The 26405-nt window shown below is 51.9% G+C and carries 26 protein-coding genes and 1 riboswitch; of the genes, 14 read left to right on the top strand and 12 right to left on the bottom strand.

Going from position 1 to position 26405, the window contains the following annotated elements; genetic code table 11:
• Nucleotides 1–251 precede the first annotated feature (251 nt).
• From AC5JLP_RS13480 to AC5JLP_RS13470, 3 genes are all read left to right on the top strand, one after another.
• Entirely contained in the window at nucleotides 252–449 is a 198-nt protein-coding gene (locus AC5JLP_RS13480) for a hypothetical protein (protein WP_496068430.1), read from the top strand.
• Between the two features lie 162 nt (nucleotides 450–611).
• Nucleotides 612–1331, top strand: coding sequence for an orotidine-5'-phosphate decarboxylase (gene pyrF, locus AC5JLP_RS13475; RefSeq protein ID WP_496068454.1), 720 nt, complete (start codon nucleotides 612–614; stop codon nucleotides 1329–1331).
• A 69-nt stretch (nucleotides 1332–1400) separates the two neighbouring features.
• A complete protein-coding gene (locus AC5JLP_RS13470) occupies nucleotides 1401–2015 on the top strand; it encodes a hypothetical protein (RefSeq protein ID WP_496068429.1) in 615 nt (204 codons plus the stop codon).
• Between the two features lie 190 nt (nucleotides 2016–2205).
• On the opposite strand, the gene AC5JLP_RS13465 is transcribed toward AC5JLP_RS13470, so the two are convergent.
• Complete coding sequence (locus AC5JLP_RS13465) at nucleotides 2206–3195, bottom strand: DUF2259 domain-containing protein (RefSeq protein WP_496068428.1); 990 nt, start codon at nucleotides 3193–3195, stop codon at nucleotides 2206–2208.
• A gap of 259 nt (nucleotides 3196–3454) precedes the next feature.
• On the opposite strand from AC5JLP_RS13465, the gene AC5JLP_RS13460 reads away from it, so the two are divergent.
• Entirely contained in the window at nucleotides 3455–4180 is a 726-nt protein-coding gene (locus AC5JLP_RS13460) for a phosphoribosyltransferase (RefSeq protein ID WP_496068427.1), read from the top strand.
• Nucleotides 4181–4378: 198 nt separating this feature from the next.
• A complete protein-coding gene (locus AC5JLP_RS13455; protein WP_496068426.1) occupies nucleotides 4379–5080 on the top strand; it encodes a uracil-DNA glycosylase in 702 nt (233 codons plus the stop codon).
• Between the two features lie 20 nt (nucleotides 5081–5100).
• On the opposite strand, the gene AC5JLP_RS13450 is transcribed toward AC5JLP_RS13455, so the two are convergent.
• From AC5JLP_RS13450 to AC5JLP_RS13440, 3 genes are all read right to left on the bottom strand, one after another.
• Nucleotides 5101–7020 carry a GTPase family protein gene (locus AC5JLP_RS13450; protein WP_496068425.1) on the bottom strand — a complete coding sequence of 640 codons (1920 nt, stop codon included), beginning with the start codon at nucleotides 7018–7020 and terminating at the stop codon, nucleotides 5101–5103.
• 573 nt (nucleotides 7021–7593) lie between these two features.
• Entirely contained in the window at nucleotides 7594–8610 is a 1017-nt protein-coding gene (locus tag AC5JLP_RS13445; protein WP_496068424.1) for an alpha/beta hydrolase, read from the bottom strand.
• Nucleotides 8586–8765 (bottom strand): hypothetical protein, encoded by a 180-nt coding sequence (locus AC5JLP_RS13440; RefSeq protein ID WP_496068423.1) that lies wholly within the window; start codon nucleotides 8763–8765, stop codon nucleotides 8586–8588. The genes AC5JLP_RS13445 and AC5JLP_RS13440 overlap by 25 nt, the downstream gene beginning before the upstream one ends.
• 69 nt (nucleotides 8766–8834) lie before the next feature.
• A riboswitch (Glutamine riboswitch) is annotated at nucleotides 8835–8934 on the top strand.
• A 30-nt stretch (nucleotides 8935–8964) separates the two neighbouring features.
• On the opposite strand from AC5JLP_RS13440, the gene gifA reads away from it, so the two are divergent.
• The gene (gene gifA / locus AC5JLP_RS13435) at nucleotides 8965–9456 is read left to right on the top strand and encodes a glutamine synthetase inactivation factor IF7A (protein ID WP_496068422.1); all 492 of its coding nucleotides are present in this window, start codon (nucleotides 8965–8967) and stop codon (nucleotides 9454–9456) included.
• Between the two features lie 186 nt (nucleotides 9457–9642).
• On the opposite strand, the gene AC5JLP_RS13430 is transcribed toward gifA, so the two are convergent.
• Entirely contained in the window at nucleotides 9643–9951 is a 309-nt protein-coding gene (locus tag AC5JLP_RS13430) for a hypothetical protein (protein WP_496068421.1), read from the bottom strand.
• A gap of 43 nt (nucleotides 9952–9994) precedes the next feature.
• On the opposite strand from AC5JLP_RS13430, the gene AC5JLP_RS13425 reads away from it, so the two are divergent.
• Nucleotides 9995–10516, top strand: a complete 522-nt coding sequence (locus AC5JLP_RS13425) for a tetratricopeptide repeat protein (RefSeq protein ID WP_496068420.1) — start codon at nucleotides 9995–9997, stop codon at nucleotides 10514–10516.
• A gap of 15 nt (nucleotides 10517–10531) precedes the next feature.
• Here AC5JLP_RS13425 and AC5JLP_RS13420 read toward each other — a convergent pair whose 3' ends face one another.
• Nucleotides 10532–11302: an SGNH/GDSL hydrolase family protein gene (locus AC5JLP_RS13420; protein WP_496068419.1), complete on the bottom strand. Its 771-nt coding sequence runs from the start codon at nucleotides 11300–11302 to the stop codon at nucleotides 10532–10534.
• A 175-nt stretch (nucleotides 11303–11477) separates the two neighbouring features.
• Nucleotides 11478–11687 (bottom strand): hypothetical protein, encoded by a 210-nt coding sequence (locus AC5JLP_RS13415; RefSeq protein WP_496068418.1) that lies wholly within the window; start codon nucleotides 11685–11687, stop codon nucleotides 11478–11480.
• 220 nt (nucleotides 11688–11907) lie between these two features.
• Between AC5JLP_RS13415 and AC5JLP_RS13410 the strand changes: the two genes are divergently transcribed.
• Nucleotides 11908–12264: a SnoaL-like domain-containing protein gene (locus AC5JLP_RS13410; RefSeq protein ID WP_496068417.1), complete on the top strand. Its 357-nt coding sequence runs from the start codon at nucleotides 11908–11910 to the stop codon at nucleotides 12262–12264.
• A gap of 84 nt (nucleotides 12265–12348) precedes the next feature.
• Here the strand turns inward: AC5JLP_RS13410 and mutL are convergent, their stop codons facing one another.
• From mutL to AC5JLP_RS13390, 4 genes are all read right to left on the bottom strand, one after another.
• Nucleotides 12349–14214: a DNA mismatch repair endonuclease MutL gene (gene mutL / locus AC5JLP_RS13405; protein ID WP_496068416.1), complete on the bottom strand. Its 1866-nt coding sequence runs from the start codon at nucleotides 14212–14214 to the stop codon at nucleotides 12349–12351.
• Nucleotides 14215–14382: 168 nt separating this feature from the next.
• Nucleotides 14383–15408 carry a WD40 repeat domain-containing protein gene (locus AC5JLP_RS13400; RefSeq protein ID WP_496068415.1) on the bottom strand — a complete coding sequence of 342 codons (1026 nt, stop codon included), beginning with the start codon at nucleotides 15406–15408 and terminating at the stop codon, nucleotides 14383–14385.
• A 53-nt stretch (nucleotides 15409–15461) separates the two neighbouring features.
• Nucleotides 15462–16700 (bottom strand): MlaD family protein, encoded by a 1239-nt coding sequence (locus tag AC5JLP_RS13395; protein ID WP_496068414.1) that lies wholly within the window; start codon nucleotides 16698–16700, stop codon nucleotides 15462–15464.
• 27 nt (nucleotides 16701–16727) lie between these two features.
• Entirely contained in the window at nucleotides 16728–17510 is a 783-nt protein-coding gene (locus AC5JLP_RS13390; RefSeq protein ID WP_496068413.1) for an ABC transporter ATP-binding protein, read from the bottom strand.
• A 604-nt stretch (nucleotides 17511–18114) separates the two neighbouring features.
• Between AC5JLP_RS13390 and AC5JLP_RS13385 the strand changes: the two genes are divergently transcribed.
• From AC5JLP_RS13385 to AC5JLP_RS13375, 3 genes are all read left to right on the top strand, one after another.
• The gene (locus AC5JLP_RS13385; protein ID WP_496068412.1) at nucleotides 18115–19452 is read left to right on the top strand and encodes an Nramp family divalent metal transporter; all 1338 of its coding nucleotides are present in this window, start codon (nucleotides 18115–18117) and stop codon (nucleotides 19450–19452) included.
• A 151-nt stretch (nucleotides 19453–19603) separates the two neighbouring features.
• Nucleotides 19604–20182, top strand: coding sequence for a Uma2 family endonuclease (locus AC5JLP_RS13380; RefSeq protein WP_496068411.1), 579 nt, complete (start codon nucleotides 19604–19606; stop codon nucleotides 20180–20182).
• A 135-nt stretch (nucleotides 20183–20317) separates the two neighbouring features.
• A complete protein-coding gene (locus tag AC5JLP_RS13375; RefSeq protein ID WP_496068410.1) occupies nucleotides 20318–21190 on the top strand; it encodes a 6-carboxytetrahydropterin synthase in 873 nt (290 codons plus the stop codon).
• Between the two features lie 197 nt (nucleotides 21191–21387).
• Here AC5JLP_RS13375 and AC5JLP_RS13370 read toward each other — a convergent pair whose 3' ends face one another.
• Nucleotides 21388–22593: an FtsW/RodA/SpoVE family cell cycle protein gene (locus tag AC5JLP_RS13370; protein ID WP_496068409.1), complete on the bottom strand. Its 1206-nt coding sequence runs from the start codon at nucleotides 22591–22593 to the stop codon at nucleotides 21388–21390.
• Between the two features lie 242 nt (nucleotides 22594–22835).
• Between AC5JLP_RS13370 and AC5JLP_RS13365 the strand changes: the two genes are divergently transcribed.
• The 3 genes from AC5JLP_RS13365 to AC5JLP_RS13355 all read left to right on the top strand — a co-directional run bounded on the left by AC5JLP_RS13365 (nucleotide 22836) and on the right by AC5JLP_RS13355 (nucleotide 26095).
• On the top strand, nucleotides 22836–23162 hold the full coding sequence (locus AC5JLP_RS13365; RefSeq protein ID WP_496068408.1) for a DUF6825 family protein: 327 nt from the start codon (nucleotides 22836–22838) through the stop codon (nucleotides 23160–23162).
• A 78-nt stretch (nucleotides 23163–23240) separates the two neighbouring features.
• The gene (locus tag AC5JLP_RS13360) at nucleotides 23241–25298 is read left to right on the top strand and encodes an ABC1 kinase family protein (RefSeq protein ID WP_496068407.1); all 2058 of its coding nucleotides are present in this window, start codon (nucleotides 23241–23243) and stop codon (nucleotides 25296–25298) included.
• A gap of 53 nt (nucleotides 25299–25351) precedes the next feature.
• The gene (locus AC5JLP_RS13355; protein ID WP_496068406.1) at nucleotides 25352–26095 is read left to right on the top strand and encodes a PP2C family protein-serine/threonine phosphatase; all 744 of its coding nucleotides are present in this window, start codon (nucleotides 25352–25354) and stop codon (nucleotides 26093–26095) included.
• The last annotated feature ends 310 nt before the right edge of the window (nucleotides 26096–26405 follow it).

Genomic DNA, 26405 nt, shown 5'->3' with positions numbered 1-26405 from the left:
AGCTAAACGTACTTTCCCACTTTAGCAGTCGCCAAGCCAGGGTAGAGGAAAATCCTGTCTGGTTACATCAGAGTCATCCTGTTTATGGCCGTTAAAACGACGCTTCATCAAAAAATGAGTCAAAGAATACGATGGCTTTAAAGGAAGCGTATTAAGCTGTGTAGCAATGCGCCCGAACTCATTGAGCAGTCTCTTACAATGAGGCTAGAGCCGCTGATTCAGGGATTTCGGTCGTTCATTGGAGGTGTTGCATGCTAGTCATCCTCATGGACAATCAACTCATTGCACCACAAGCTGTCTGTGCAACATGCCTAATGGCCGATCAAAGCGGTAGACCCCGCTGGCAGAGCGGTAAACTCCGCTGTGGTCGTGCCATTCACAAAGCAAGTGAGCAACAGCCTGAGCAATTTGAGTGTCAAATGGGCTTTCGGTTCGCGGACATTGAGTAAGAGCACAAGGATAAGGGACTAAGGCTGAAGGCTAAAGGCTAAAAAGCTGACTGCTGACCGCTCAATCAACTCAAACTCAAAACTTCCAGGCTGACCGCTGATAGCTAACCGCTAATTGCTCCACAGGCTGTAGACTGGACTCGTTGAGTTGATAACTTGCCTGTGCTTATTGCCGATCGTGTGATCGTACCGCTGGATGTGTCGAGTGAGCAGGACGCGATCGCCCTCCTCGATCGGTTGCCTCAGGTTACCTTTTGGAAGGTAGGACTAGAACTGTTTGTCAGTAGTGGGCCGACTATCCTATCAGCATTAAAGACGCGGCAAAAGCGAATTTTTTTAGACCTTAAGTTTCACGATATTCCTAATACAGTTGCAGGGGCGTGCGCCGCAGCGGCTCGTCACGGCGTTGATTTAGTTACCCTGCATGCGACGAATGGCAAAGAGAGTCTACAAGCCGCGCAAGAAGCTGCTATCACAGGAGCCGCGGAAGCAGGACAGCCCGTTCCTAAGTTACTAGCCATTACCTTGCTGACAAGCTTAACCGCGCGATCGCTCGCTTTTGAGCTAAAAGTGCCGCTTGAGCTGCCAGAATACGTGTTGCACATGGCACTTTTGGCAAAGGAAGCAGGCTTGGCAGGGGCAGTCTGTTCACCCCAAGAAGCCGCACAACTACGGCAGATTTGCGGAGATAACTTTTTGCTGGTGTGCCCTGGGGTGCGACCAACCTGGGCAGATGCCAAAGACCAACGACGGATCGTGACACCTGACGCTGCGCTAAAGGCCGGTGCAGACTATTTGGTGATTGGTCGTCCCATTACAGCCGCTGCCGACCCAGTTGCGGCATTTGAGCACATCTGTGAAGAACTGGCAACGGTTGGGTAGGAGGGTAGGGGAATGGGGTGTAGGGTATAGGGTGTGGGGTGACGAGATCGCTGAAAGTGGAGAGTAACGGTGATGCGGCTGAACGATCGCTGGCTACAGAGGCTGATTGGGTTGGGGCTGGTTTGGCTGTTAGTCGTGCCAGTAGATGCGGCTGAACGATCACCTGATCGCTCGTCTCCTCACCCCTCTCTCCTCACCCCTCATCCCTCACCCTATACCCGTCTAGCACGCAAATTTACATGCCCGACCGCACTGGAGCCGCTCACAACAGCTTTGCTGCGAGATCTACCAGGCTATATCAACCGCTCCAACGTGCGGTTAGGTGCTCAGCAAGGCACTGTACCAACCTATGCCATTCTGGCGAGTCAACCGGACTTTATGCCCTTGCCAACTGGTTCTAGCGAGTATCCCGACCCAAACGATGCAAATTTGCACCAGGTCTTTTTCACTGTTTTAGAGCGGCAATACCTCGGCAAGCGCGTTGTCGAGTTTCAGCAGTACCACTGGCTCTTTTTGGCGCAAACGGCAAATGGTTGGCGGCTTGCACTCTTGTTTTCTCGCATAGGCTCCTACCCCAGCGATCGCAAGCCTGTTACGCCTCCCCGTGACAGCAGCCAAGGTTCAACCGCTGAAGCGATTCGGACGTGGCTAAGCAGTTGTGAATCAGAAGCCGTTAAGCCTTGATGGATATTAGCGGTCAGTGATTAGGAGGCAGAAGGCTAGGGAAGTTATTGGTTGCAAAGCCCTAAAGCCTTGCAGACATACCAGAAAGGGCATATCAGAAAAGTTGTTGGTTTTTAGAAGAAAGCTGACCGCTGATAGAAGGCAGAAACAAACTCAAAACTCCCCGCTTCCTACTCTCTACTTTTCTGCCTTAAAGCGCAAATCCCTGTACAAGCGTTGTTCCCAATGTCCCTTCAAAGGTTGGTTTTGTCGCTGTGATGAGGACTGCGACTCGTTTGCCATCTGGGGATACTTTCACTTGGCGGATAGAATAATCCAACACGTTGTCTCGAAAGTTGGTGAGGGTGTCGAGCGATCGCTGCTGCCCGTCATAATTCACACCAAGCTGCATAGATGCTTTGTCCTGCGTGCTTTTCTGCTGGAGGTGAAGCTGCAAGTCGCGGTTGTTTAGACGCATGGTGACAGTTTCGCTGCCATCCACTGTGCGTGATCGAGACACGATCGGAATTTCAATGCCTGCTACTGGAGGCGTTAAGTTCAAGTCTTGGCGCACTTTCCACGTTTGCTTTAATAGTTCACTTTCCGCTTCAGACAGCTTCATGCCTGCCTCTTTTTCGCTGTAGTGCGTTTCAACACACGCATCTTCAACACAGCGATTGCCATCCAGCTTGACAAGCTGTAATACGGACTTTGGTATTCCTGCGCCTGTATCTTGAGAGCTTTCTAGATAGACGAAATAGTTCCCATCCGGTGAAAACCCGGTCATGCGCGGTGTTGCCCGAAAGGTGGGGGTACGCTCAAGGGGCAGTGGCTTGTTGGCAGGAGCGGAGGCGATCGTGCTACGCGATTCTTTCGGTAGAGCAGCGTTGGTGGGCGTAGAGGCGATCGGTGCTTTTGGCTGTTGTGCTGCAATCGAAGGGGAGGGCGATTTGCCGCCGAGAGGCGCGATCGCAGTGGCACCGGGCATGGGTGAGACTTCAGGCTGTACTGCGGTCGCTCCTGGAGCTTCAGATACTTGCGTCTGCGGTGTCTGCGAACAGGCAGCGAGTAGTCCCAACGCTAGAGCCGTGGGAACCCAACGAAGGACGGTTTGTGAATGTTGCCACATGGAAGTGTTAAAGAAACAGGAGACATAGGCAGTTGGCTCAATGTATCGCTTTCGGAGGAACCAGCCAAGCATGCCGTTTAGGATACTAAACAGATACGCTGTGTGATCGAGTCATTCCGGAAACAGCGCTAAAGCAAAGCGGAATACTGAACGGTTGCTGCAAGCTGACGCTTGAGTGTTTGTCAGATGTGGAATGGCTTTGCTCTCACACTTTCAAAAGGAGTGTCTTCTCGCCGTTCCACTGTGCTTCACAAAACGAGACGGCTACTTTAGGTTGATTGAGGAAAATAAGTCATGATGAACGGTATCCCTGCAAATTATTTGAGGGGGAATGATGCCATTTTTGCCCTTCCGAGAGCCTGGTTCGACCATCTGCTTTGCCGATCGCCACGAAGCTGGTGAAACGCTGGCGCAGGCTGTTTTACACGTAGTAGCACAATACCCTGCACTAGAGACAGCCCACTTTGTTGTATATGCCTTGCCCAAGGGTGGTTTGCCGATCGCAGAGCCGATCTCCAGAGCCTTAAACTGCCCTTTAGATGTGATTGTGGCGAAAAAGATTACCCGACCAGACAATGTCGAACTGGCGATCGGTGCTGTGACAGCCGACGGGCATGTGGTTTGGGATTCCTATCGCCGCGACTTTCACGCTACGGTTTCAGCGGCAACATTACCAGAAACCAACCTGCCGACTGGTTCCTACCTCTATGAAATAGCGCTAAGGGACGCACAGACCCAGGCTCAGACTCAGCTAGCCGCCCTTTCTTCCGACCATCCTCGCTTTAGTCCACGCGATGCCATTGCGCTGCTAGTCGATGACGGCATCGCTACTGGGATGACTATAAGCGCTGCTGTACAAGCTATGCGATCGCAGCAACCTGCTCAAGTGTGGGTTTGTGCCCCCGTTGCGCCTCGTGAATTAATGCCAATACTTCAAGCTGATGCCGATCAAGTGATCGTGCTAGCAACGCCTCACCCGTTTTATAGCGTCAGCCGCTTCTACAAAAGCTTTCCTCAAGTCACAATTGCAGAAGCTGTGGCATATCTGCATAACTAGGTTTGGCGCAATTTGCTTTTATCATTCCGGCAGCCTATAGCATTCAATCTTTTCGCTGTAATGGATGAACCGAGAGCGACTACTTTAGAATTTAAAGGCTCAGGCATCCGTGGAGCATATCCTTCTCCCTTCTAAAGCGGCCTAAGCAACCTATGTCATCGGCATCTACCAACCACTTTACGAATTTTTTGCAGATTCATGGCAACTGAAGATCAGATCAGCCTGTTTAACCTTCCAGCCTCTGACAAAGCTCTACCGCCAGAAGACTTTGACCCTGAGCAAATTCCCACCAGTGTTAAAGTTCCCATTCCTCCTGGCACCTATCAAACGATGGATCAGATGTTGGCGCATTGCAGCCGCTGTTTTCGTTGCGCACTGGGGCAAAGCCGCACCAATGCTGTCGTCTCACGAGGCAGTGTTCACGCGCCTATTATGATCGTAGGTGAAGGGCCAGGGCAAAATGAGGATGAACAGGGCAAACCTTTTGTCGGCAAATCTGGGCAACTGCTCGACAAAATTCTCGCATCGGTGAATCTTAACGCGGAACAGGATATTTTTATCTGCAACGTGGTGAAATGCCGTCCACCCGAAAACCGCACGCCTACTACGGAAGAGGCCGATGCTTGCAAAGGCTACTTGTTAGAGCAGATTCGCCTCGTAAATCCAAAAATTATTCTGCTGACGGGTGCAACTGCGTTGAAGGGCTTACTGGGCATCAAGCAGGGCATTACTAAAGTGCGAGGGCAGTGGATTGAGCAGGACGATCGCTTCTACATGCCCATCTTTCACCCGGCTTACTTGCTGCGAAATCAATCGCGCGAACGGGGGCAACCCAAATGGTTGATGTGGCAAGACATCCAGGCTGTAAGGGCGAAGCTTGATGAACTGCGCGCAGGTTAGCCCATCGTGGCTCTCAAGGATCACCGCTCTAAATACTGCTGAAGATACGACTCAAACCGCTCTTCGAGTTGCTCAGTCTTCAGCGACCTTGTCCAGTATTCTGTGACGGTGTGACCAAAGGCCCAAGCATTGCGATCGGGTGACGTAGAATTACTTAACAACAGCGGCCACAGTCCGAGTAGGTCGAAGTTTCGTGCGTTTGGCAGATCGGCGTTGAGTAGCGTGAACAAGTCGTAGGCCATCTGGAGTTTGCCCAGCACTACGGGCAGTTGCTCGACGGGAATCTGCTCTGCTAGAAGGTATGCTAGCGTAGGTGATCCAGTTGTCAGAGTCGAAACGAACCGCAGCACAGGGCTTTTGAGTAATGCTGTGAGTCCCTGCGTGGTCGTCATTTGAAACGTATAGTGCTCAATAATTTTAGCTGCCGCGATCGTCCGAGCGTCCAGGTTCCGCAAAAAACGGGCAAGTCGCAATTGCTTGGCGGGCGCGATCGCCTCCATCAGCCCCACCGAGAGCGTATCGAAGCCCCAGGCCGTGCGACCCGTGTCTAAATCGCCTGTCACGATCGGCACGACTAGCTTGCAGAAATCGCCCAGCAGTTTAGCGCGGTACTCCGTTGCGTCTCGAATCGCCTTTTCTTTTGGTCGATCGCCCCATTCCCAATCGTAAGGTGGTGCCCACTCGCGTAACGGACGCAGGCGATCAACCTGCGTTACAACGGCAATCGCTGGTAAATCAGCGACGCCTGCCTTGGCATCTTTGAGAAAGTCCACGTCCATTTGTAGGGCTGGATCAAGGGCAGGCGTGACCAGCAGCAGCAAATCTGCCTGGGTGATATAGTCCAGCACTTGCTCTCGTAGATCATCTCGTGTTGCCTGCTCATACCCTGGTGTATCCCAAAGCGTTAAGGCTTCGCCCTCGGCTGCTTGCCAATGGTAAGACTGCACGCGATCGGTACTGGGAAGCACATCCACCTCTGCACGGCGATCGACAAAGAGCGTGTTGATCAAACTGCTCTTTCCGGCTCCCGTTCGCCCAACCAGCAGAATATTGACGGGTTTTTGCTCCACTGCTTCAGTGGGTTCAGCTTGCGTCAGAATGTCGCGTAAGGTTTGGGTCTTCGCTTTGGGCAAGCTTGGAGCCGAGGATGGCAGTTCCAATGTCGCAGCAGGCATCCCCCCGTAAAGCGCGATCGCCTGTCTGCCCAGATTTGTTAACGCTGCTTCTCGTAAGAGCTGTCCTAGATTGACCAACAGTTCCTGCGTGGCTCGATTGCTCGATCGCTGCGTGGCTGTGCGGGCCAGTGCTGCTACCGGATTCAACAACCACTGTGCCCAGTTCCACACCTGCACCACCTTACGCGCCGATGGCTCTAGTTTTTGATAGAGTTCATACGCCTGATACGCCTGCCCGATCGTCACCTGATTCAAAGCGGGCGACAGCTTTTGCATCCACTGATCCATATCGTCCACGGTGCCCCGCATCAGCGCATAGGCTTGTGGAACATAGATTTGCAGCAGCGGGCGTTGCACCTGGGGGTAGTACGCATGCGCAACGGTTTCTACCACTTGCTTACATCGCCCCCAAAATTCAGTCCATCCTTCCCAAAGGGGTGGGTCATTCCGCGCCTCTTCCAAGATTGTGTGGATGGCTGTTTCCGCTTGTCGTGTAGTGCTGGTCGATGCCGTTACCACTTCGGTCGTGTCTGCTTCTAACTCCTCTGTCACTTCAGCAACGACCGCTCGAACTTGCGCTAATGCTGGCTGTGTCCACTTCACCAATAGCCAACGCCAAAGTACAAACATCACCACCACAACGCCCCAGATCCAGCTAATGCCCCACTGCTGAATCTGCAACCCTGCTGCGATGACCAGAAAGCTAATGATGCTGGCGATCGGAAAACCCAATGCCATCCACTGCCACAGTTTTAATCGCACCATTGCTACCGATTGAGCGCGTTCTCTTTAGTGTAGGCAATTGGGAGAGGTGTGAGGGGTGAGGGGTGAAAGTTTTGAGTTTTGAGTTCTGAGTTTTGAGTTAGGGTTCAGCCTTTAGCCCTCTCCGCTCTAACAACTAAAAACCAACCACTAACACCTGATCTCACCTCTGACTACTGTGCCATTGTGATTGAAGGGTTGTTTGTAGATTTGCGAAAGAAAGGGGCTGAGTGGGCACATAACCAGAAATAATCGCTAGGGCTGTAGTGATGACGATCGCGTTTACAACAGCAGCATTTTTGTTAAGCAAGGTAGACATGACGACTTCGGAGCGTGTAGTTCCTCAGTTATGTCATCGTTCGTCTAAAGCGACCGTGACAGTCAAACGCTGAAACCCTAATTCAAGTCATATCTAATCGTGATCGCGATCACACTCTGATTACAGCAGGATGGAAAGCCGTATTGCCAGGTGCAAAGCTTGGATACAGTCATTCACGCGGTGCAAGCGTACTGAGGTCAGCCCCTACCTCCTGCCCTCTACCTCCTGTCTTCTTCTGATTAACGTCCCTAAAATGGTCAAATTTCCCCAGTAAAAAGCTTTAGGGTTGTGATTACCGCTGCTCGATCGGGCGAAAGACGCTGACTCAAGTCGAGTTGGGTCACGATCGCCTCTAGTGTTTCTCCCTGTTGCCAGCGTTTACTGAGTGCGGTAATTTCATCCCACAGAAGGTCGCTCTCTGCATAGGTTTTGGCGATGGCGATTGGCAGTTCTGGATGAGGACACCCTTCTGCTTTCGTCATCATGTTGTGTGGAATCGCCAGCGTACGATCGAAGCAGTGGTACCAGCACTTGGGTTGGAGTGGTAGCGCAGAGTGAAATAACTGCTGATGTTCTTCGCTGTCAACGGCACGATCGTCCGCACTCGACACAATGAGCATTGGTGCAGCAGGCTGAACTTTTGCACGATCGAGAATCTCCTGGCCCATGTCCAAAAATACCCGCAGCGCTGGCATTTGAAAGCCACCGTACCCAAAGCCGACGTTTCCAGGTGCTACCTTCCACTCAAAATAAACGTTCATGCGTTCAACGACCCAGTCTACTAGAGTGTTTGTACCGCTTAAATAGGGCGCGAACAGTAGGCTACGATCGACCTGCTGAGCACATTCCAGTGCTAACCAGGCACTCAACGTGCCGCCACCCGACAAGCCTCCCACAACGACGCGATCGCCCAAGGCTTGAGCGTTTTCTAACCAATTGCGCCCAAACTCCTGGTAGATGTACGGGTTTTCTGGCAACGGTGGTGGGTGATCGTCATTCCAGTCGCCTGCCTGCCCGTGCCCTGGTAGCAGCGGAATCAGGACGTTGTAGCCTGCCTGAAAAAATGCCTCGCCAATGGGAACAAACTGCTCTGGTGCGGCTGTGAAGCCGTGGAAGAAGACAATGACCTTAGCTGTTGGATCAGATTGCAAGAAAAAGCGCGATCGACAGGTGTCGTCACGGAGCCCAAGCGCATCTTCTCGTGCCCTCGTCTTTTTGATTAAAGTTTTAGCCAAATCGGTATAAGCCATCATTTCACCAACACCTTCTTGCATTGACACGTTTGTGCGGTTTGGCGCTGCTTTACAGCCGTTGTAACGCCAATAAACAGGTTTTCCCAGAAGCCTTGCGGTAGATTCTCGATCATGCCTGACAATGCTGAGGCTTGACTACAAAGAACTTGAGAGCATCCTAATCGTCGATCGACCATAGAAAGATGAACTTATATAAACATTGACGATTCTGGTCTAAAACTGTATGATTAGATACAGAAAAGTAAATCGTTCATCTCGATTTCTGATCTAAGGCTCATGGCTCAAACGGGTCTTTCCACAACAGAAACCGGACGGAAGTAGGGAGTCATCCCGAAGGAACGCGCCTCTCGCAACACATCATCCAGGAGGCGAAATATGAAACTCTCTTATCGCAACGTTGATTACGACTTTAACCCTTCTTCTCTACAAGCGCGTGGAGCAAAGCATCGTTTGGCTGAAGCTTCTAGAGCCAGAGCTTTGGGTGCTATTCTCACCTATCGCGGTGCTACTTACACGGTTGATCCATCCGCTCAAGCGGCATCTGCTAGCCCTGGTGCTCCCGCTGGGACAGTGCTGACTTATCGTGGGTTCTCTTATACCGTGCAACGTGTCTCTGTACCCGTCGCAGCGGAACCAGCCGTTGTAAATCATGCCAAAGTTCCTGCTTTATCCATTCAAGAGCAAGCACGGGCACTTACAATGAATCATCATCGCGCCATGAAGAAACGGCAACAAGTGATGCTGGTACGATCGGCGGCTGAAGTTGGCATGTCTGCTACGGCGGCTAGCCATTGGGAGCGGATTCAAGAAACCTTTAACCCCGTGCTTCAGGCGACCTACGATCGCAGCCACGCCGCCCTCAGCTAATCCAGTCTTGCCAGGATTCATTTTGCGTTCTGGCTTGTCTCCCAAAGAGTGAAATAAGTGAGCCATCTCGTGAGAAGGGATGGCTTTTTTCTTTAAAGTGTTGGGGAGTGGGGAGGGGAGTTTTGAGTTTTGAGTTGGAAGAGCGGTCAGCTAACCCTGCGGGAAGCAAGCTACAGCGGTCAGCCGTCAGCGTAGAAGTTTTGAGTTGCGAATTGCCCCCTGCCTTCTCTGCTTCCCCTGCTTCTCTTGCCTTCTGCTCCCTTTTACCTTCTGCTCTCTGTCCTCCGCCTCCTGCTCAACCAAACCCAGGAGATAAATTTCTCGCTGTGCTGCATAATGGCGGAAAGACTGGTAGTATACAAGTTGTTGTTTCCAGCGTTGGAACGACACACGCACCGTTGAGTCGGCTTTAAGATTGGGTATGTTAGAAATAGGTGCGGTCAGATGTTTCAGCGGCGGCTCTACCAGCTTCGGCTTTATTGATATGGTCAGCATGGCATGAGTATGACAGGCGCAAACATTAACTTCCCCCATTACTATGAAACGGCGATCGCTTGCCAAGAACAGAGCGTCCGAAATTGAGACGTATATTGAGGTTCAGGCTCGTCAGGGTCTGATGCTGGCAGAAACGCATTGTTATAGCGAGGCGATCGCTTGCTATAACCGTGTACTCCAGATTCGAGATGATCATTTTGCGGCCTTGTATGGTCGAGGAGTTGCACTGGCAAACCTGGGTCAATACGGGGCAGCGCTGCTTTGCTTTGACCGGGCGATCGCGGCTGATGACACTCAACATGAGGCATGGACGTTTCGAGCCGTTGTTTTGATTCATTTAGAACGGTATCAAGATGCTCTGGCAAACTGTGAGCAGGCTCTAGTCTTGCATCCCCATGATTGGGAGGCGTTGACCTTTCGTGGTGTGGCGTTTTACTACCTGGGGCAGTACCAGCGTGCCTATGAGAGCTACGATCGCGCAACTGGGAGGACAGTCAAGCGATGGAGTTTGCGAACACTGTGGTTCAGACTGTTGGGTCAGTTGAGCCAGAAGCAATCCACCTAACCAGGCTGCTTACCTTCACGCTGATCGCAGCAGTTGGAGTAGGACATTGCGATAAATAATGCGCCCTTTTGCATTCAAGTGAACGCCGTCAGTGGTTAGATCTTCGCGGAGCGCCTGCCCTTGATATAGCGGTTGCAGCCTGCCGTTGAGAAAGCTGACCTGTTCGCTGCTGGCAACTTGTTGCAAAAGTCGATTGATCTCATTGACACGGGCGATCGGCCCTGCCATGTCGATGTTCTGACTAGCAGCAATGGTGGAGTAGAAGGCAGGCAACAGGACAATGCGGTTGGCTTGCAGTTGTCGGCTGAGCGCGATCGCCTGCCGCATATTGGTGACAAACTGATTGTTACTAATAATGTACTCAGCATCATTGGTGCCCATCGCAATGATGACCTGGTTGCAACGAACGCCAACCGACCATTCTCGCCGCAGTTGTTCGAGCAAGGAAACGCTGCTCATGCCGCTGAGGGCAAAGTTGAAGGTGCGATCGCCTAGCGTGTTCCCTAGCCCTGATGTGATGGAATCGCCAAACACGCAGTTGTTGTACTGCTGATTGCGAGTGATGTTAAGTCGGTACTGCACCTCGTCTTGCCACCAGGGAATAGCGGTGACAGTATCTGGTTTAGGTTGCCCACTTGCCAGCGCTACTAGAGAACTCATGTTGGCAGGTGCATGCAAAGCATCGCGCCAGCGCTCAAACAGGCCAGCTTGAAGGGCGATCGTCAGTAGCAGCGCCAGCAGCGCCATATTTAAGTAAAACGAACCTTTCATTAACCAACGCTTCATTGCAATGCCACCGAATGTTTAACGCCTGAGCGACTTGAGAACAGATGCCAACCTAATTTGAGGACGGGGCTAACGAACCAATTGTGCCGTTAAGTACTAGGAGCTTGGATGCATCAGCCCGATCAAGCGGACTACTCGCGGTGGCTGTCTTGGCGCATTCCGTCAGGCGATCGCTTCAACTGTAAGTCGGCGAAGCACCAGTACTGACTAACTCTACGCGATGCGACCCTTTTTGCAAACCATAAAACTTTACGTCTGTCGTGCGAGTCGCCAAGGAACCATAGTCTGTAAATCGATCGTATAGGCTGCCTGCGACCAACCCGGCACGAATACGGTTGCCTTGAAGTGAAATCAGTCCTGCTGCTAAGGCTGTAGCGCTAATCAAAAAAGATTTTTGCTAAAACAGTTTGCATTTGAACAGTTCACGTGTTATATCTTAAGTAGATTGTAAGAGTTAGTACAGTCGATGAGTAAACAGTGGGGAACCAGCAGGGTAGCTTCAGGCGCAAACGGCCTACAGGCTTGCTTGAGAGCGTTTTCTCTGTGCTTCCAGCGCTAGTTTACGTTCTAGATCATTGCAAACATCAATAAAAGGAGATTCTCAAATGGCGACCGATCTGAAAGCAACCTTTGAAGACATCAAAAATCAAGTCTTGCAAGGTAAAGCGATGGATGTTTTCGAGCAATATTACGCAAATGATGTGGTGATGCAAGAAAATGACAATCCGCCTACGGTTGGCAAAGACGCAAACCGTCAGCGAGAGTTAGAGTTTTTCTCAAAGCTGACCGAGTTTCGTGGAGCCGAGGTGAAAAGCGTTGCCTATGGCGATGATGTCATTATTTCTGAGTGGTTTTTAGACTACACCCATGCCGATTGGGGCAAGCGTACTTACGACCAGGTCTCGGTTCAAAAGTGGACGGATGGCAAGGTTGTCCATGAGCGCTTCTATTACGCCAGTTAAGACCCTGATTTGAGCTTGCTATTGAGGGACTATCGCTCATTCATGGTGGACGCGATCGTCCCTCCTACTCCCATACCCTACCCCTTAAATCCCATGACTCTTCCCAATCACCCAATGACGACGAAAGAAGCGGGATAGCGATGATTCTTCCAGCGTGAGGGAAATGGGGCGACCGTGAGGGCAGGTGCGCGGATGGCGGGTTTGCTGCCACTGATTGAGTAGGGTTTGCATCTCGTGGAGGGTGAGCGGTGTCCCGTTGCGGATGGCGCTCCGACAGGCTGTAGCCACCTGCGCCGTTTGTAAGTCTCCGCCCAAACTGAGTTCTAGCAGAGCTTCTGTGCAATCGTCTCGCTGTGCCAAGATAGCAGGAGCCGATCGCACCATCCACACGGCTTCGCCAAAAGGTTCAACGTCTAAGCCCAGTCGTTGCAGTTGTTTTACTTGAGCCACCGCCAGTTGATTCAAAATGATTGCTGGTTCGAGAGATACAAGCTGCCAGCGATCGCACAACTGCTCATAGAGCACGCGTTCATGGGCAATGTGCTGCTCCACCAACCAAACGCCAGTAGGATGCTCGGCGAGGATGTAAGTGTTGTGTACCTGGGCGAGGGCTTTGAGGGGAGTGGGGAGTGGGGAGTAGGGAGTGGGGCGAAGAGAGTTTTGAGTTTCAAGTGTTGAGTTTTGAGTTGCGTTTGCTTCCCCTGCCTCCCGTGCTTCCCTGCCTTCTGCCTCTCCTGCTCCCTCTGCCTTCCCTACTTCCTGAATTTTTCTCTCGCCATACCCACTTTCAGCTTCAGCCGCTTTTAACAGCGTGCCAACTCGCTGCGAATAGAGAGTATCGGCTAGGTTCATCGGGCTGAGGCGAAGCGCCTGGTCGATCGCGCTAGCAACCTGTTCTCGCCAGAAACTAAGGTGATGCAGATAAATTTCGGCCTTGGCAGGATGACGGTTCCAGTCGATGTGCTCTGGGGAAATCTGGAGATGCACGAGACAAACGGGGAAGCGATCGCGCGGCACGGTTTGCCGAAAGCTAGCCAGAATGGTCTGCTCTAACTCTGGCATTTGTACAAAGCGACCATTGATTGCCACGCGAATCCAATCTGGACGGTGGCGATGGCAGCGATCGGGCAAGCCAAGGAGGAGATAGAGAGAAGGATAAGGGCTAAAGGATAAAGGATAAAAGGGGGATTGACTTTCTTCATCCTTCATCCTTAATCCTTTAGCCTTTTCAAACTCGGTGATTTCTAGCGTTAACTCCTGCAAAGCGTCTGCCTGTACATCGCGCAGCATTTGGGGCAAGATTTGCCGTGCGGTTGTGCCAGCCCAAAGCTGAAACCAATCCCGATCACGGGGTGTTTCGCTGCGAGTATCGGTTTGCTGCACCTGCCAGGTGACATGTGGGTGACAGAGCGCCAGTTGATGAATGGTAGCTTGTACGGCTCGCATCTGCTGGGCTAAGGGTGGCAAGCCCTGACGACGGGCAACCCAGTGACCAAACAAGCGATCGACTGTGACAACTGTGCCAGGTGCGATCGCAACAGGCTCTAACCGCAGTGGCTCTCCTTGTACGTCGTACTGCACTTGCCAGCCTTCACTAGACCCTGCTGGACGGCTCAAAATTTCTAGATCGGCGAGTTGGGCAAGGCTGTGGAGAGCTTCGCCTCGAAAGCCCAGGCTGGTAATTTTCCAAAGATCATGGCTGTCTCGGATTTTGCTGGTACTGTGAGGGGCGGCGGCTTGCTTCAGGTCGGATAGCGTCATGCCGACACCGTTGTCCGCTACCCGTAGCCGCCATTGATCAGGCGAAAGTGCGATCGTAATGCGGGTTGCACCAGCATCAAGCGCGTTTTCTGCCAGTTCTCGCACCACTGCCGCCAGGGAATCAATCACTTCTCCCGCTGCAATGAGATGCACAACCTCTACTGGTAGAGTCTCAATCCCAGATGTCATACCTCTAGTGTAGGTGAGACCTTCAAACAGTGAGCAAGTTTGGTGCTGAAAGTCGATCGCTAACCGCTAGTTACAGCTATTTGCATCTGCATTCACCACACCCGATACCCTGCACCCTGCACCCATCTCGATATAGCTGTGGCTGACCCGATTGAGAACCGCTGTAAATCACTGAACAGGTTGCCAGAGCTTGATTTTGCCATCGTTGCCTGTGCTGGCGATCGCTCGACCGTCGGGTGTCATGACTACCGTAAAAATAGGGTCATCCGAGAGGGTTTTGATCAGCCTTCCGGTTGCTGTATCCCATAGCTTGATGGTTTTATCGCGGCTACCGCTGACGATCGTGCGTCCATCAGGGGCGATCGCAATGGCGGTGATCACATCGGAGTGTCCAATCAACGTTGCGTGCAGTTGGGTCGTTTCCATATCCCAAAGTTTGATGGTGTTATCGCCGCCGCTGATGAGCTGTTTGCCATCGGGGCTAAAGGCAAGGGTATAAACCGGGCGTTTGTATGCCACAAAGGTGTGAATGGGTTCTCCAGTGGCCGGGTTCCAGAGCCGAATGGTGCCGTCATAACTACCGCTGGCTAGCGTCTTACCATCCGGGCTAAAAACAGTTGCATTGACGGTATCGTTATGCCCGGTCAAGGTGTGAAGCAATTGCCCCGTTGCTACATTCCAGAGTTCCACAGTTTTTTTCCAACTGCTGGTAGCAAGGATTGTGCCATCGGGACTAAAGGCGATCGACTGCACGGGAAACGGGTACTTTGCCACCGATCGTATAAACTGCCCGGTGCTGGCCTGCCAGAGTCTGACCTTGCCGTCATCGCCACCCGTTGCCAGGACTTTCCCATCCTTGCTAAGGGCGATCGACTCTACCCTGGAACGAACACTGAAGTCCCGCAGCCTCTTGCCTGTGCTGAGTTCCCATAGATCGGCAAACCCCTCAATGCTGCCGCTGGCGATCGTCTTACCATCTGGGCTAATGGCAATCTGATGGATGGGTTCGTCCGCTTTGGTAATGGTGCGCACTAATTGAGCCGACTGCCAGGGACTAGACACACTAGCACTGGGTAACGGGCGATCGATGGACGGTGGAAAGTCTGAAGACGAAGATGAATCGCAGCCTGTAAGGAAACCTGTAAGGACAGCGATTGTGACTAATCCACCCGGAATGATGCGTCTTGCTGCCATCTCGATCGTCCCTCTGCTGCCTCTCCTATCTATTTTTGCACCTGGAAGGTGGGTTATTCTTGCACCTCAGAAGTGGCTGGCTTAGGTTCAGCCCGTTGAACCTCAACAGGTGCCGCTGGCGTGGGTGCTAAGGTTGGGCTAACGGCTGGCGGATTAGCAGAGACATCCATTGCCGCAATTGGGGCCAGCAAACGAGCGATTTCTGCCTCCTTTTGGAGTTGCTGGGTCGAAGAGACGAGCTTGCTTAAGCTATTAATCAGTTTGCGGAGATTAATCCGAAAGCTGGGATCACCCGTCAACTCGTCTAGATCGGAGGTGATTTTTTGCGTGTTTTGAAAGGTCGATCGAGCCGAATCCAGGGTTTGCTGAAGCAACAGGACATTGTTAGGGTTGCCAAAATCTTGCGAAAAGGTGCGCAAATTGGCCGAAGCCGCTGCTGCATTGGCCGAGAGCGTTTCCAAGTTGCGGAGCACTTCAGTTCGCTTGACTTGATTCAAAACGGGGGCGAGGCTGGCGATCGCACCCTTCAATTCACCGCTTGCCTCACTCACGTTGCTCAAAGTCGTGGTGAGTGAATTTCGATTGGTTGCCAGCAGCCGATTTGCTTCCTGGGCTGTTATCCCCAATTGACGGGCCGAAAGGCGAAATTCATCCAGCGTGGGTGCAACCGATTTGAGAGGTTTAGAAACCTCACGGCTCAGCTTCGCAATGCCTGCCGCCGCGTTGGACGCATTTTTTGCGACCGAGTTTACGTTGGCGGTAAATTCTGGATCACTGACTAGATTGGCAATGCGAAGCACCGCCCGGATCAGCTCGTTCACGTTGAGCCGCGCCTGACCCTGTAGCCGGGAGCCATTACAAATAATGATGCTGGGATTGCAGTTGCGATCGAGCGGTTGAGCAATCTCACCTGGCGGCAGATCCTGGAGCGGCGAAATGTCGATCGACGGTTCTCCAATTAAACCGGACTGATTAGCTTCAATGACCGCGCTACTGGGAATCAGCAGATCAGACGGGGAGATTTTCACCTTCAACACCACACCTCTGGGCTGTGGTTTCACTCCCACGACTTCGCCCACTCTAATACCACGGTAAGCAACGGGTGTGCCCTGCTTGATGCCGCCTGCATTATCAAATTCGACAAAGGCATTGTAGCTGCGCTTACCTGGACTGAAGCCACGCAACCAGACGACCAGCAAGACAAACAGCCCTACTGCTAACAAAACGAACAGCCCCAGAGAACTTTCTCGGAGCGATCGCGAAAGTCGTCTGCTGCCTGTGGAATTCTGCATACACTATCCTCACACTACTTCAAACCATCAACCCGTTGCGTGAATGGGGCCTTCTGTACTGCCACTCTCAAATTGTCGAATCATGGGATGGTCGGTTGTTTTAACCTCTTCGACGGTCCCTTGCCACTGAATTTTGCCCTCATACAGAAAGACCAGACGATCAACCGCACGCCGCACGGTGCTTTCCTGGTGAGTCACGATCGCATAGCTGCTACAGCCAACGTTCACGCACTGCAACTGCCGGATGACATCCTCCAATACAGTGGAAGCGATCGGGTCTAAGCCAGCGGTTGGCTCATCGTACAGCAGTACTTCCGGGCGATCGCGCGGATTATCCGGATTTGCAATGATGGCACGGGCAAAGCTGACTCGCTTCCGCATGCCACCCGAAAGTTGAGACGGGTAGCGATCGCCAATATCCGCCAACCCAACCATCTCCAGCTTATCTTTTACCAATTGTCGAATCCGCTGTCGTGGCAGCTTGGAGTGCCGCAAGAGGTAAAAGCCGACATTCTCCTCTACCGTCAGCGAGTCAAACAACGCCGATTGCTGAAACACCAGCCCAATGCCAATTGGATCAGGGGCATCGTCGACCGACCCGACTCGCCGTTGCCCCTGAACAAAAATCTCGCCTTCGTCTGGCACATCCAACCCTGCGATAATGCGCAGAATCGTCGATTTGCCCGTGCCCGACGGGCCAATAATGCCAAGTGCATCCCCTCGATAAAGCGTCAAGTCAACACGGTCTAAAATAACGCGGCTACCAAAGGCTTTGGAGACTCCCTTTAGTTCGATTAACGGCTCAGCCATCAGCGTATTAGTAAGGACAGATAGCGTTGGCAATTGCGGCGATCGCAACAATGCCATTACCTTTACACGGTCTGCTTGCGTTTAACAAGCCCCAACCCGGTGCAGTTGAGTAAAAAGATTGTGCGGCGGAAAAAGGCTGAAGAAGTTGTTAGTTGTTGGTTGTTGGTTTTTAGAAGGAAGTTGAACAGTGGACGGCTGACGCCTGATTGCTGATTGCTATTATCCGTAATCAAACCATAAAGATCCTCTCAAATGCTGGCGTGCCAGGAGAAGGCGGGTTAGAAACAGCATGGTGTTGTCTTCAAGCTTTATGAAGATGGCACTCTGAAATCTGATTGCCACGCATTAGGTTTCAGGGACTCCAAACGTACATGCTGCCGTGCCTTCTGCTTTTGAAGTCGCGGCAGCTTTTCTATGGCGTGCCACGGCGATTTGCTGCTTTTGAAAAGGAAAGAGACTCTGTGTCCAAGTCGAGCCAATTTACCTTGTTAGCAACAACACTATCTGAGTGCTTAACCGTTTGCTGCAATTCCTACCAAGGGTATGAAGACAGGGCAAATGAGAATGGTAAGCTTGATTATGAAAGGATTATGAAATTGAGCCAATGTCATTCTCTAACGATAATGTGACCTCTAGGGCCAGTGATGCTCCTAGCTTGCCAGAAGTGCATCGGAGTATTCCTATCCCCACAGTCAAAGGCTTTTGGCGCAAAATGATAGCCTATGCGGGACCAGGTTATTTAGTTTCGGTTGGGTACATGGACCCTGGCAATTGGGCAACTGATCTGGCGGGCGGTTCCCGGTTTGGCTATACCTTACTGAGTGTGATCTTGCTCTCCAACTTGATGGCTGTCTTGCTGCAATCGCTTTGTGTGCGTTTGGGCGTCGCCACAGGAAAAGATTTGGCGCAAATGTGTCGAGATTCCTTTAGTCCCAGAGTGAGCGTTGTGCTGTGGGTGCTGTGCGAAATTGCGATCGCCGCCTGTGACCTTGCTGAACTGTTGGGCAGCGCGATCGCCCTGCAATTGCTGTTTGGGCTACCGCTACTGTGGGGGGTGTGTATCACAGCACTGGATGTACTGGGCTTGCTCTTTTTGCAAAGCAAAGGCTTTCGCTATGTCGAAGCGCTTGTGATCATGCTAGTTGCCACGATCGGGACGTGCTTTGCCGCTGAGATTCTGTTTTCGCGTCCTGATGCAGGCAGTATTGTGCAGGGCTTTTTGCCCAATCACGAGATTTTACGCAATCCTGACATGCTCTACATTGCGATCGGTATCCTTGGGGCGACGGTCATGCCCCACAACCTCTATCTGCACTCTGCGATCGTCCAGACTCGCGCCTGGGAGCCAACGCCTCAAAAACGACGAGAGGCAATCTGGTTTGGCACGATCGACTCGACGGTGGCGCTAACGCTGGCACTATTCATCAACGCAGCCATTTTGATTGTGGCGGCGGCAACCTTTCATACCAATGGGTATCAGGAAGTCGCGGAAATTCAGGAGGCGTATAAGCTGCTATCCCCCTTGCTGGGTGTAAGCGCTGCCAGTGCCATTTTTGGGCTGGCGCTGTTGGCCTCTGGTCAAAGCTCCACGTTGACTGCAACGCTAGCAGGTCAAATTGTGATGGAAGGCTTTTTGCGGCTCCGCTTGCCGTCCTGGTTGCGTCGTCTGGCGACACGGTTGCTGGCGATCGTGCCTGCTCTGATTGCGATCGTCTTCTTTGGCGAACACAGCACAGGCAATCTGCTGGTGCTCAGTCAGGTGATTCTTAGCTTGCAGCTCTCGTTTGCTGTGGTACCACTGGTACTGTTTACGAGCGATCGTCGGCTCATGGGCGAATTCGTCAATCCTACCTGGCTCAAAGTGCTGGCCTGGGCCGTTGCCTTGATCATTGTCAGCCTGAACCTGTGGCTGTTGCTACAAACGTTTTTGGAGTGGTTTTAGGGATGAGGGATGAAGGCTAAAGGATGAGGGATGAAGGCTAAAAAGCTGATAGCTGACCGCTGATGGCTACTGCACTCAAAACTCATAACTTAAAACTCTTCCCTCAAATTGCTCCCCTACAATAGCAATAAGGCATTTAAGAGGCTGCGCTATGACTGAAGCGGCGATCGGAAAGCGGCTCACCTTCGAGGAATACTTAGACTACGACGATGGCACTGATACACTTTACGAATTGGTGGCAGGAAAATTAGTCGCAATGCCGCCAGAAAGCCGTTTAAACTCACAGATTTCATTTTTCCTGGCACTTGAACTGGCTAAAGTCATCCCTGCTGACTGCATCTGCCATAAGGACACGGAGCTTGAAGTGATGGGACCACGAGCACAAGTCCGTGTACCTGACCTGATGGTGCTATCTGAAGACTTGGCAGCGGTCTTGGGAAATCGACGCGGCACGATTACACGCGATATGCCGCCGCCTGTGCTGATTGTCGAGGTGGTCTCTCCTGGCAAAGCTAATGAGGAGCGAGACTACCGTTACAAGCGCTCTGAATATGCCGCTAGAGGTGTCTCTGAATATTGGATTGTGAACCCACCCCAAGCCAATGTCACCGTCCTGACTTTAGTAGCTGGACTTTATGAAGCCGCTGAGTACACAGGGGCAATGCTCATCCAGTCACAATTTGAAGCGCTGATGCTAACAGCCGATCGGGTTTTGAGCGCAGGCAAGTAGCACGATCGCAACTTGTATGGTCGCAACTTGTCTGACAGAGACCACAACGGAATGAAGCTTGTCAGCAGCAATGTGGTTTATCCTGAAGAGAGCTTCGTTAACGGAACTTAATATTTTCTTTTTGCTTCCCTACCTATGAAATGCACGATCGATCGCCGCGCCCAGTTTTCTGCCAGCCATCGGTACTGGTTGCCAGAATTGAGCGAGGCTGAGAATTTTAAGCAATTTGGTGCCTGCGCTCGATCGCCCGGTCATGGTCACAACTATGTCCTTTATGTGTCGATGGCAGGTGAGCTAGATGAATACGGCATGGTGTTGAACCTGTCTGACGTGAAGCAGGTTATTAAACGTGAAGTCACCAGCCAGCTCGATTTCTCCTTCCTTAACGATGCGTGGCCTGAATTTCGGGAAACGCTACCGACGACCGAAGCGATCGCGCGTACCATCTGGCAGCGACTTACACCTCACTTGCCGATCGTCCGCATTCAGCTTTTTGAACACCCTGAACTTTGGGCAGACTACTACGGAAACCATATGGAAGCCTATCTCACCATCAGCACTCACTTCAGTGCCGCGCATCGCCTTGCCCGTCCCGACCTGAGCTACGAAGAAAACTGCGAAATTTACGGCAAATGCGCTCGTCCCAATGGGCATGGGCACAACTATCATCTCGAAGTCACCGTCAAAGGTGAGATCGATCCCCGCACAGGCATGATTGCTGACCTTGTTGCTTTTCAAAAGGCAGTGGATGATTACGTCGTGGAACCCTTCGACCACACCTTTTTGAACAAAGACATTCCCTACTTTGCTGAAGTCGTGCCAACGGCTGAGAATATCGCCGTACAGATTCGATCGCTGCTGCAACAGCCCATCCGCAACATTGGCGCACAGCTTTACAAAGTCAAACTGATTGAAAGTCCCAACAATTCTTGCGAAGTTTATGGCATTGAAGCAGAAACAGCGGTGACTCAAATGTCGGCGCGTGAGCCAGTGGTGGCAGAGCGGTAAGGGAGGGAGGGGAGCAAGCAGAGAAGGCAAGGGGAGCGGGGGATGCAGAGGGAGCGGAGGAAGTTTTGAGTTTTAAGTTAATTGAGTGATCAGCGGTCGGCTTTTGTTTGCCACTCTGAGTTTTGAGTTCAGGATTCAGAAGCCAATCTTCTTACCTTTAGCCTCCACCGCTTCCCCTACCTTCGCTGCTTCCTGCCTCAAGTTGCTCGTCTCGGTGACTCCGATCGCCCTGCTCCCTTTCCCTGTAGTCGGCGATCGTCGAGGCGGACAACTTGGGCTTCGTTGCTTTCACGCGCTACTCGGATCAGCAGACCTGCTGACACAAGACTCGAAATCATCGAACTGCCGCCATAGCTAAATAGGGGCAGCGGCAAGCCTGTCGTGGGTAATGCTCCTGTAGCGACACCGATGTTTAGCAGCGATTGCCCCACTATCAACACCATCACGCCGATCGCAATTAAGCGATACACTGAATTTTGTGTCTTTATAGCTACCCGTAGCGCCAGTGTTGCATAGGCTAACAGCATCACCATCAGCACCAAACAACCCACAAAGCCAAACTCTTCTGCAAACACCGCGAAGATAAAGTCGGTGTACTGAATGGGGAGATAGAACAACTTTTGCTGCGATAGCCCAAAGCCCGCACCCCAATTGCCACCAGAGCCTACCGCTAAAAGGCTTTGCACCAACTGGTAGCCATCCCCTGTTGCGTCTGCCCACGGATTCAGGAACGATAGAATGCGGCGGCGCTGATAGCTTCTAAAGCTGACGCTGAGTACGGCCAGACAAATCCCTGCGAGTGCTGTACCGCCCATGTAGGAGTATGGTAAGCCCGCAGCCAGTGCCACAAACCAAAGCAGCATTCCACACAGCGCTGTCGTGCTCAGGTTTGGCTGTAGCAGAATCCCGATCAGCACTAACCCAAAAATCCCTAGCCAGAGCACCCGTGTGCCTCGTTTCAGTCGATCCCACTGTCCAAAGATGCGAGCGCTTTGCAGCACCAAAAAGGGCTTAATGAGTTCTGATGGCTGAATCTGAAACGAGCCGAGAAAAAGCCAGCGAGTTGCACCATTGACGGACGTGCCCACCCCAGGAAGCGCTGTGACTAAAATTAATCCCAGAATCACGACTAGAAACCAATCGGCAACACCAACGATGTAGCGCAGCGGTGAATGCACGACCAGGTTAAACCCTACCATCCCGACCAAAATCCAAAGGATTTGCACCTTGAAGTAATACAGCCCATCGCCCCGATCGGCATCCGCAACTGCATACGATGCAGAAAACAAAACCGTCAACCCAAGCAATAGCCATAGAAACGTCAGCCAGCGTAGCCAGCGTGCCTCAGATGACCAACCCTGGGCCGAGGTATCAAAAAAAGGAATAAACAGGCGCAGATTCACGTTTGTGCGAAGAAGGGGTTAAATAGACAAAGCCAGCACAAATTAAACCCCGGTCTAGGCTAACCAGTCTATGTCAACTTGCCAAAATGAAGAAGAAGTTTTGCAAAGAATGCAACAGTTCAAATATCAGCACCATCAACCACCTCTGAGCAGCAAATTAGACCTTAAGTCTCATCGCGCTCTCCCAGGCAAGCAGGCTATAATCTTGGGTAAACATGGCAGTTTTCTGGCAGAGAGTTTCTATGAGTGGTCCCTTTGATGCTTTCTTTATTGGCAGAGCACTGGCTGAAGCTGTTTACGAACAAACAGAGCGAGTTTTGACCGATACGCTGAGCGAATTGGGTAAATTTGATGCAGAGCAGCGCGAGCGGTTGCGTCAATTTACCGAAGAGGTCTTGGCACGTGCCCAACGAGACGCAGAGGCCGCTAGAAAAGCGCGTTCTACCACGGCGATCGTGCCCGTCGGGACTCAACCAACCGATTTACAGGCTACGATCGATGAACTTCGAGCAGAGGTCGCTCAACTTCGCGCTGAGCTAAAGCGCTACCGTAGCAGTAGCTTGGCTTAGACTGGCCGCCTTTATCCAGATTTCAACCTGATAAATCAGTTACACTCAGTTACATAAAACAAAACTTTAGGAATTCGAGTGTCTGTTTTTTCTCACGACTCCGACCCCTTACAGCAATCTGCGGAGCCTGTTGACGGTGCCTCAATGCACCAGAAGGATGCAGATGAGTTGGCGAATCACCGGGTGCCAGGTTACAAGATCGACCAACTAAACGGCACAAATGTAAACGGCGTAAATGGTAAAGCTATTGCGGTTAGGAGCAGTGGTCATACAGTTGCATCCCGATCGGATAATGCGTTTTTTCATACAAGCAATACGGGCTTACCAGATGCTGATGTTCCCGAAGCCGTCACTGCTGAAGAAGCTGTAGTGCACCAGTATGAGCAGGCCGTTCGTGCTAGACAAGCACCCGCAGACCTGTCGTCAGATCGGGGCTTTCGCCAGTCGAAGCCAAAGGCTTACAGCGACAAATCCTATCGGTGGAGCCGCGAAAATTATTCGCGCCTGGGTCGCACATACGATATTCAGTCGTTTGTGTGGCTATTGCTGTTTGCGCAATGGCTTTACAAGAGGCCCTGGAGTTACCCCGGTGGTATGACCGAGGAGAAGCAACGGCAACGGCGACGCAAGCAGGCGATTTGGATTCGAGATACGCTGCTCGATTTAGGGCCAACGTTTATCAAGGTCGGTCAACTGTTTTCTACCCGTGCTGACCTCTTTCCCACCGAATACGTGGAAGAGTTGTCCAAGCTGCAAGACCGAGTGCCTGCGTTTAGCTATGAGCAGGCGAAAGCGATTATTGAGCAAGATTTTGGGAAACCCATTCAGCAGCTTTTTCAGAGTTTTGATCCGATTCCGTTAGCCGCAGCGAGTTTGGGTCAGGTGCATCGAGCGCAACTTCATTCTGGCGAAGAAGTAGTGGTGAAGGTGCAGCGCCCTGGTTTGCTGAAGCTCTTTAAGATTGATCTTGCCATTTTGAAGGGCATTACCCGCTACTTTCAAAATCATCCTGAGTGGGGTAAAGGACGCGACTGGTTAGGCATTTACGATGAGTGCTGTAAAATTCTGTACGAGGAAGTCGATTACCTCAATGAAGGGCGTAATGCAGACACATTTCGGCGCAATTTTCGGTATGAAGATTGGGTTTGTGTGCCGCGTGTCTACTGGCGTTATGCATCACCGCGCGTATTGACCCTGGAGTACCTGCCGGGGATCAAAATTAGCCACTACGAAGCACTAGAAGCCGCAGGTCTCGATCGCAAATCACTGGCGCAAATGGGCGCGAAAGCCTATCTCCATCAATTGCTGAATGATGGCTTTTTTCATGCCGATCCTCACCCTGGCAACATTGCAGTGAGTCCTGACGGATCGCTCATTTTCTACGACTTCGGCATGATGGGTCAGGTCTCGATTCTCACCCGCGAGAAGCTGCTGGAGGTCTTCTTTGGGGTGGCGCAGAAAGATGGCGATCGGGTCGTGGCTTCCCTGGTGTCATTGGGTGCGCTGGCGGAAGCGGAGGATATGGGGCCTGTGCGGCGATCAGTGCAGTTCATGCTGGACAACTTCATGGATAAGCCGTTTGAAAATCAATCGGTGAGCGCAATCAGCGATGATTTGTATGAAATTGCTTACGGGCAACCGTTTCGGTTTCCAGCGACGTTTACCTTTGTGATGCGCGCCTTTTCAACGCTGGAAGGCGTGGGTAAAGGGCTTGATCCAGACTTTAACTTTATGGAGGTTGCAAGACCTTTTGCAACGCAAATTATGGCTAACGGCAATCCATCATCCGATGCAAACAGTATTTTGAGTGAGTTTGGACGGCAGGCCGCTCAGGTCAGCAGTACCGCTTTGGGGCTACCACGCCGCATTGAAGACACCCTGGATAAGCTGGAACGGGGCGATGTCCGGGTGCGTATACGATCGATTGAGACCGATCGCATTCTCCGACGACTCAGTGGCGTTAACATGGGAACAAATTACACGCTGCTGGTGTGTGCGTTTACCCTTTCGGCGACCATTTTGCTGGCGACAGGATACGCTTGGTGGGCATTGTTACCTGCTGCCGCTGCCGTTGTTGCCGCGATTGCTTTCATTCGACTCATGATGCGCCTTGATCGATCGGAACGGATGCCATAATGGTGCTTCTATCCCTAGCTTGCAATGGTCGTTGACGAAAGCAAAGTCCATTTATGAAACGCTTTTTCACGGGTCTTACGGATGTGGGGCTTTTGCGTTCTGTAAATCAGGATGCTTACTATATTGATGCGAATGGGCGCTTCTTTATCGTTGCAGATGGCATGGGTGGGCATGCAGGTGGACAGGAAGCAAGTCGTCTAGCGACTCAGGCGATTCAAACTCATTTGACTGACCATTGGGAGACGGCTGAGAGTTCACGATCGCTGCTGGAAGGTGCATTTTTTAAGGCCAATCAAGCTATTCTGGCCGATCAGCGCAGCCATCCAGAACGCTCTGATATGGGCACAACAGCAGTGGTTGTGGTTTTTCGAGATGAACAGGTCTGGTGTGCCCACACGGGCGACTCACGGCTTTACCGCTTACGTGGCGCAAAGTTAGACCAGATTACCGAAGATCATACCTGGGTGGCGCGAGCCATGAAGGTGGGTGAACTGACCCCTGACCAAGCGCGTGTTCACCCGTGGCGGCATGTGCTGGCGCAGTGCCTGGGGCGAGAAGATCTGCATCAAATTGAGGTGCAATCGCTGGCGGTACAAGGGGGCGATCGCCTCCTGTTGTGCAGCGATGGCCTGACTGAAGAAGTCTCTGACCAACTCATTGCCTCACATCTGAAGTCGATTCGCGCTTGCGAACGAGCCGCGATCGCGCTGATTGATGCAGCTAAAAACCACGGGGGGCGAGACAATATTACCGTCGTGATTGTGGCGATCGGTGGACTACATGCACGCGAAAGCTAAGTGCTGCGGCTCTGGCTGGCAACGAGATTGACTACGTTAATCAAAAGCCTTTGAGAGCGGGAGCAAGTAACGGCAATGACAACTGGTTAAATCAAATCGGGTGACAACCAATCATGCTTTAGCTTAGGTGTCGCTTGAAGAATGTATGTCCGTCGGGTGGTGCGGTTTGGTAACAGAATCTTTACTGTGCAAGAAATTACTTGAATGCAGCGATCGCAGGTTGTAACTGTGTCGCTGGCTTGGTTCCCTCTGTATGTTGCAATCAGTGAGGCTAACTTCGATCGTATCTGAATCCACTATAGAGCCGCAA

The organism is Stenomitos rutilans (genome assembly GCF_059505485.1).
This window is presented reverse-complemented; position numbering and strand designations above follow the sequence as displayed.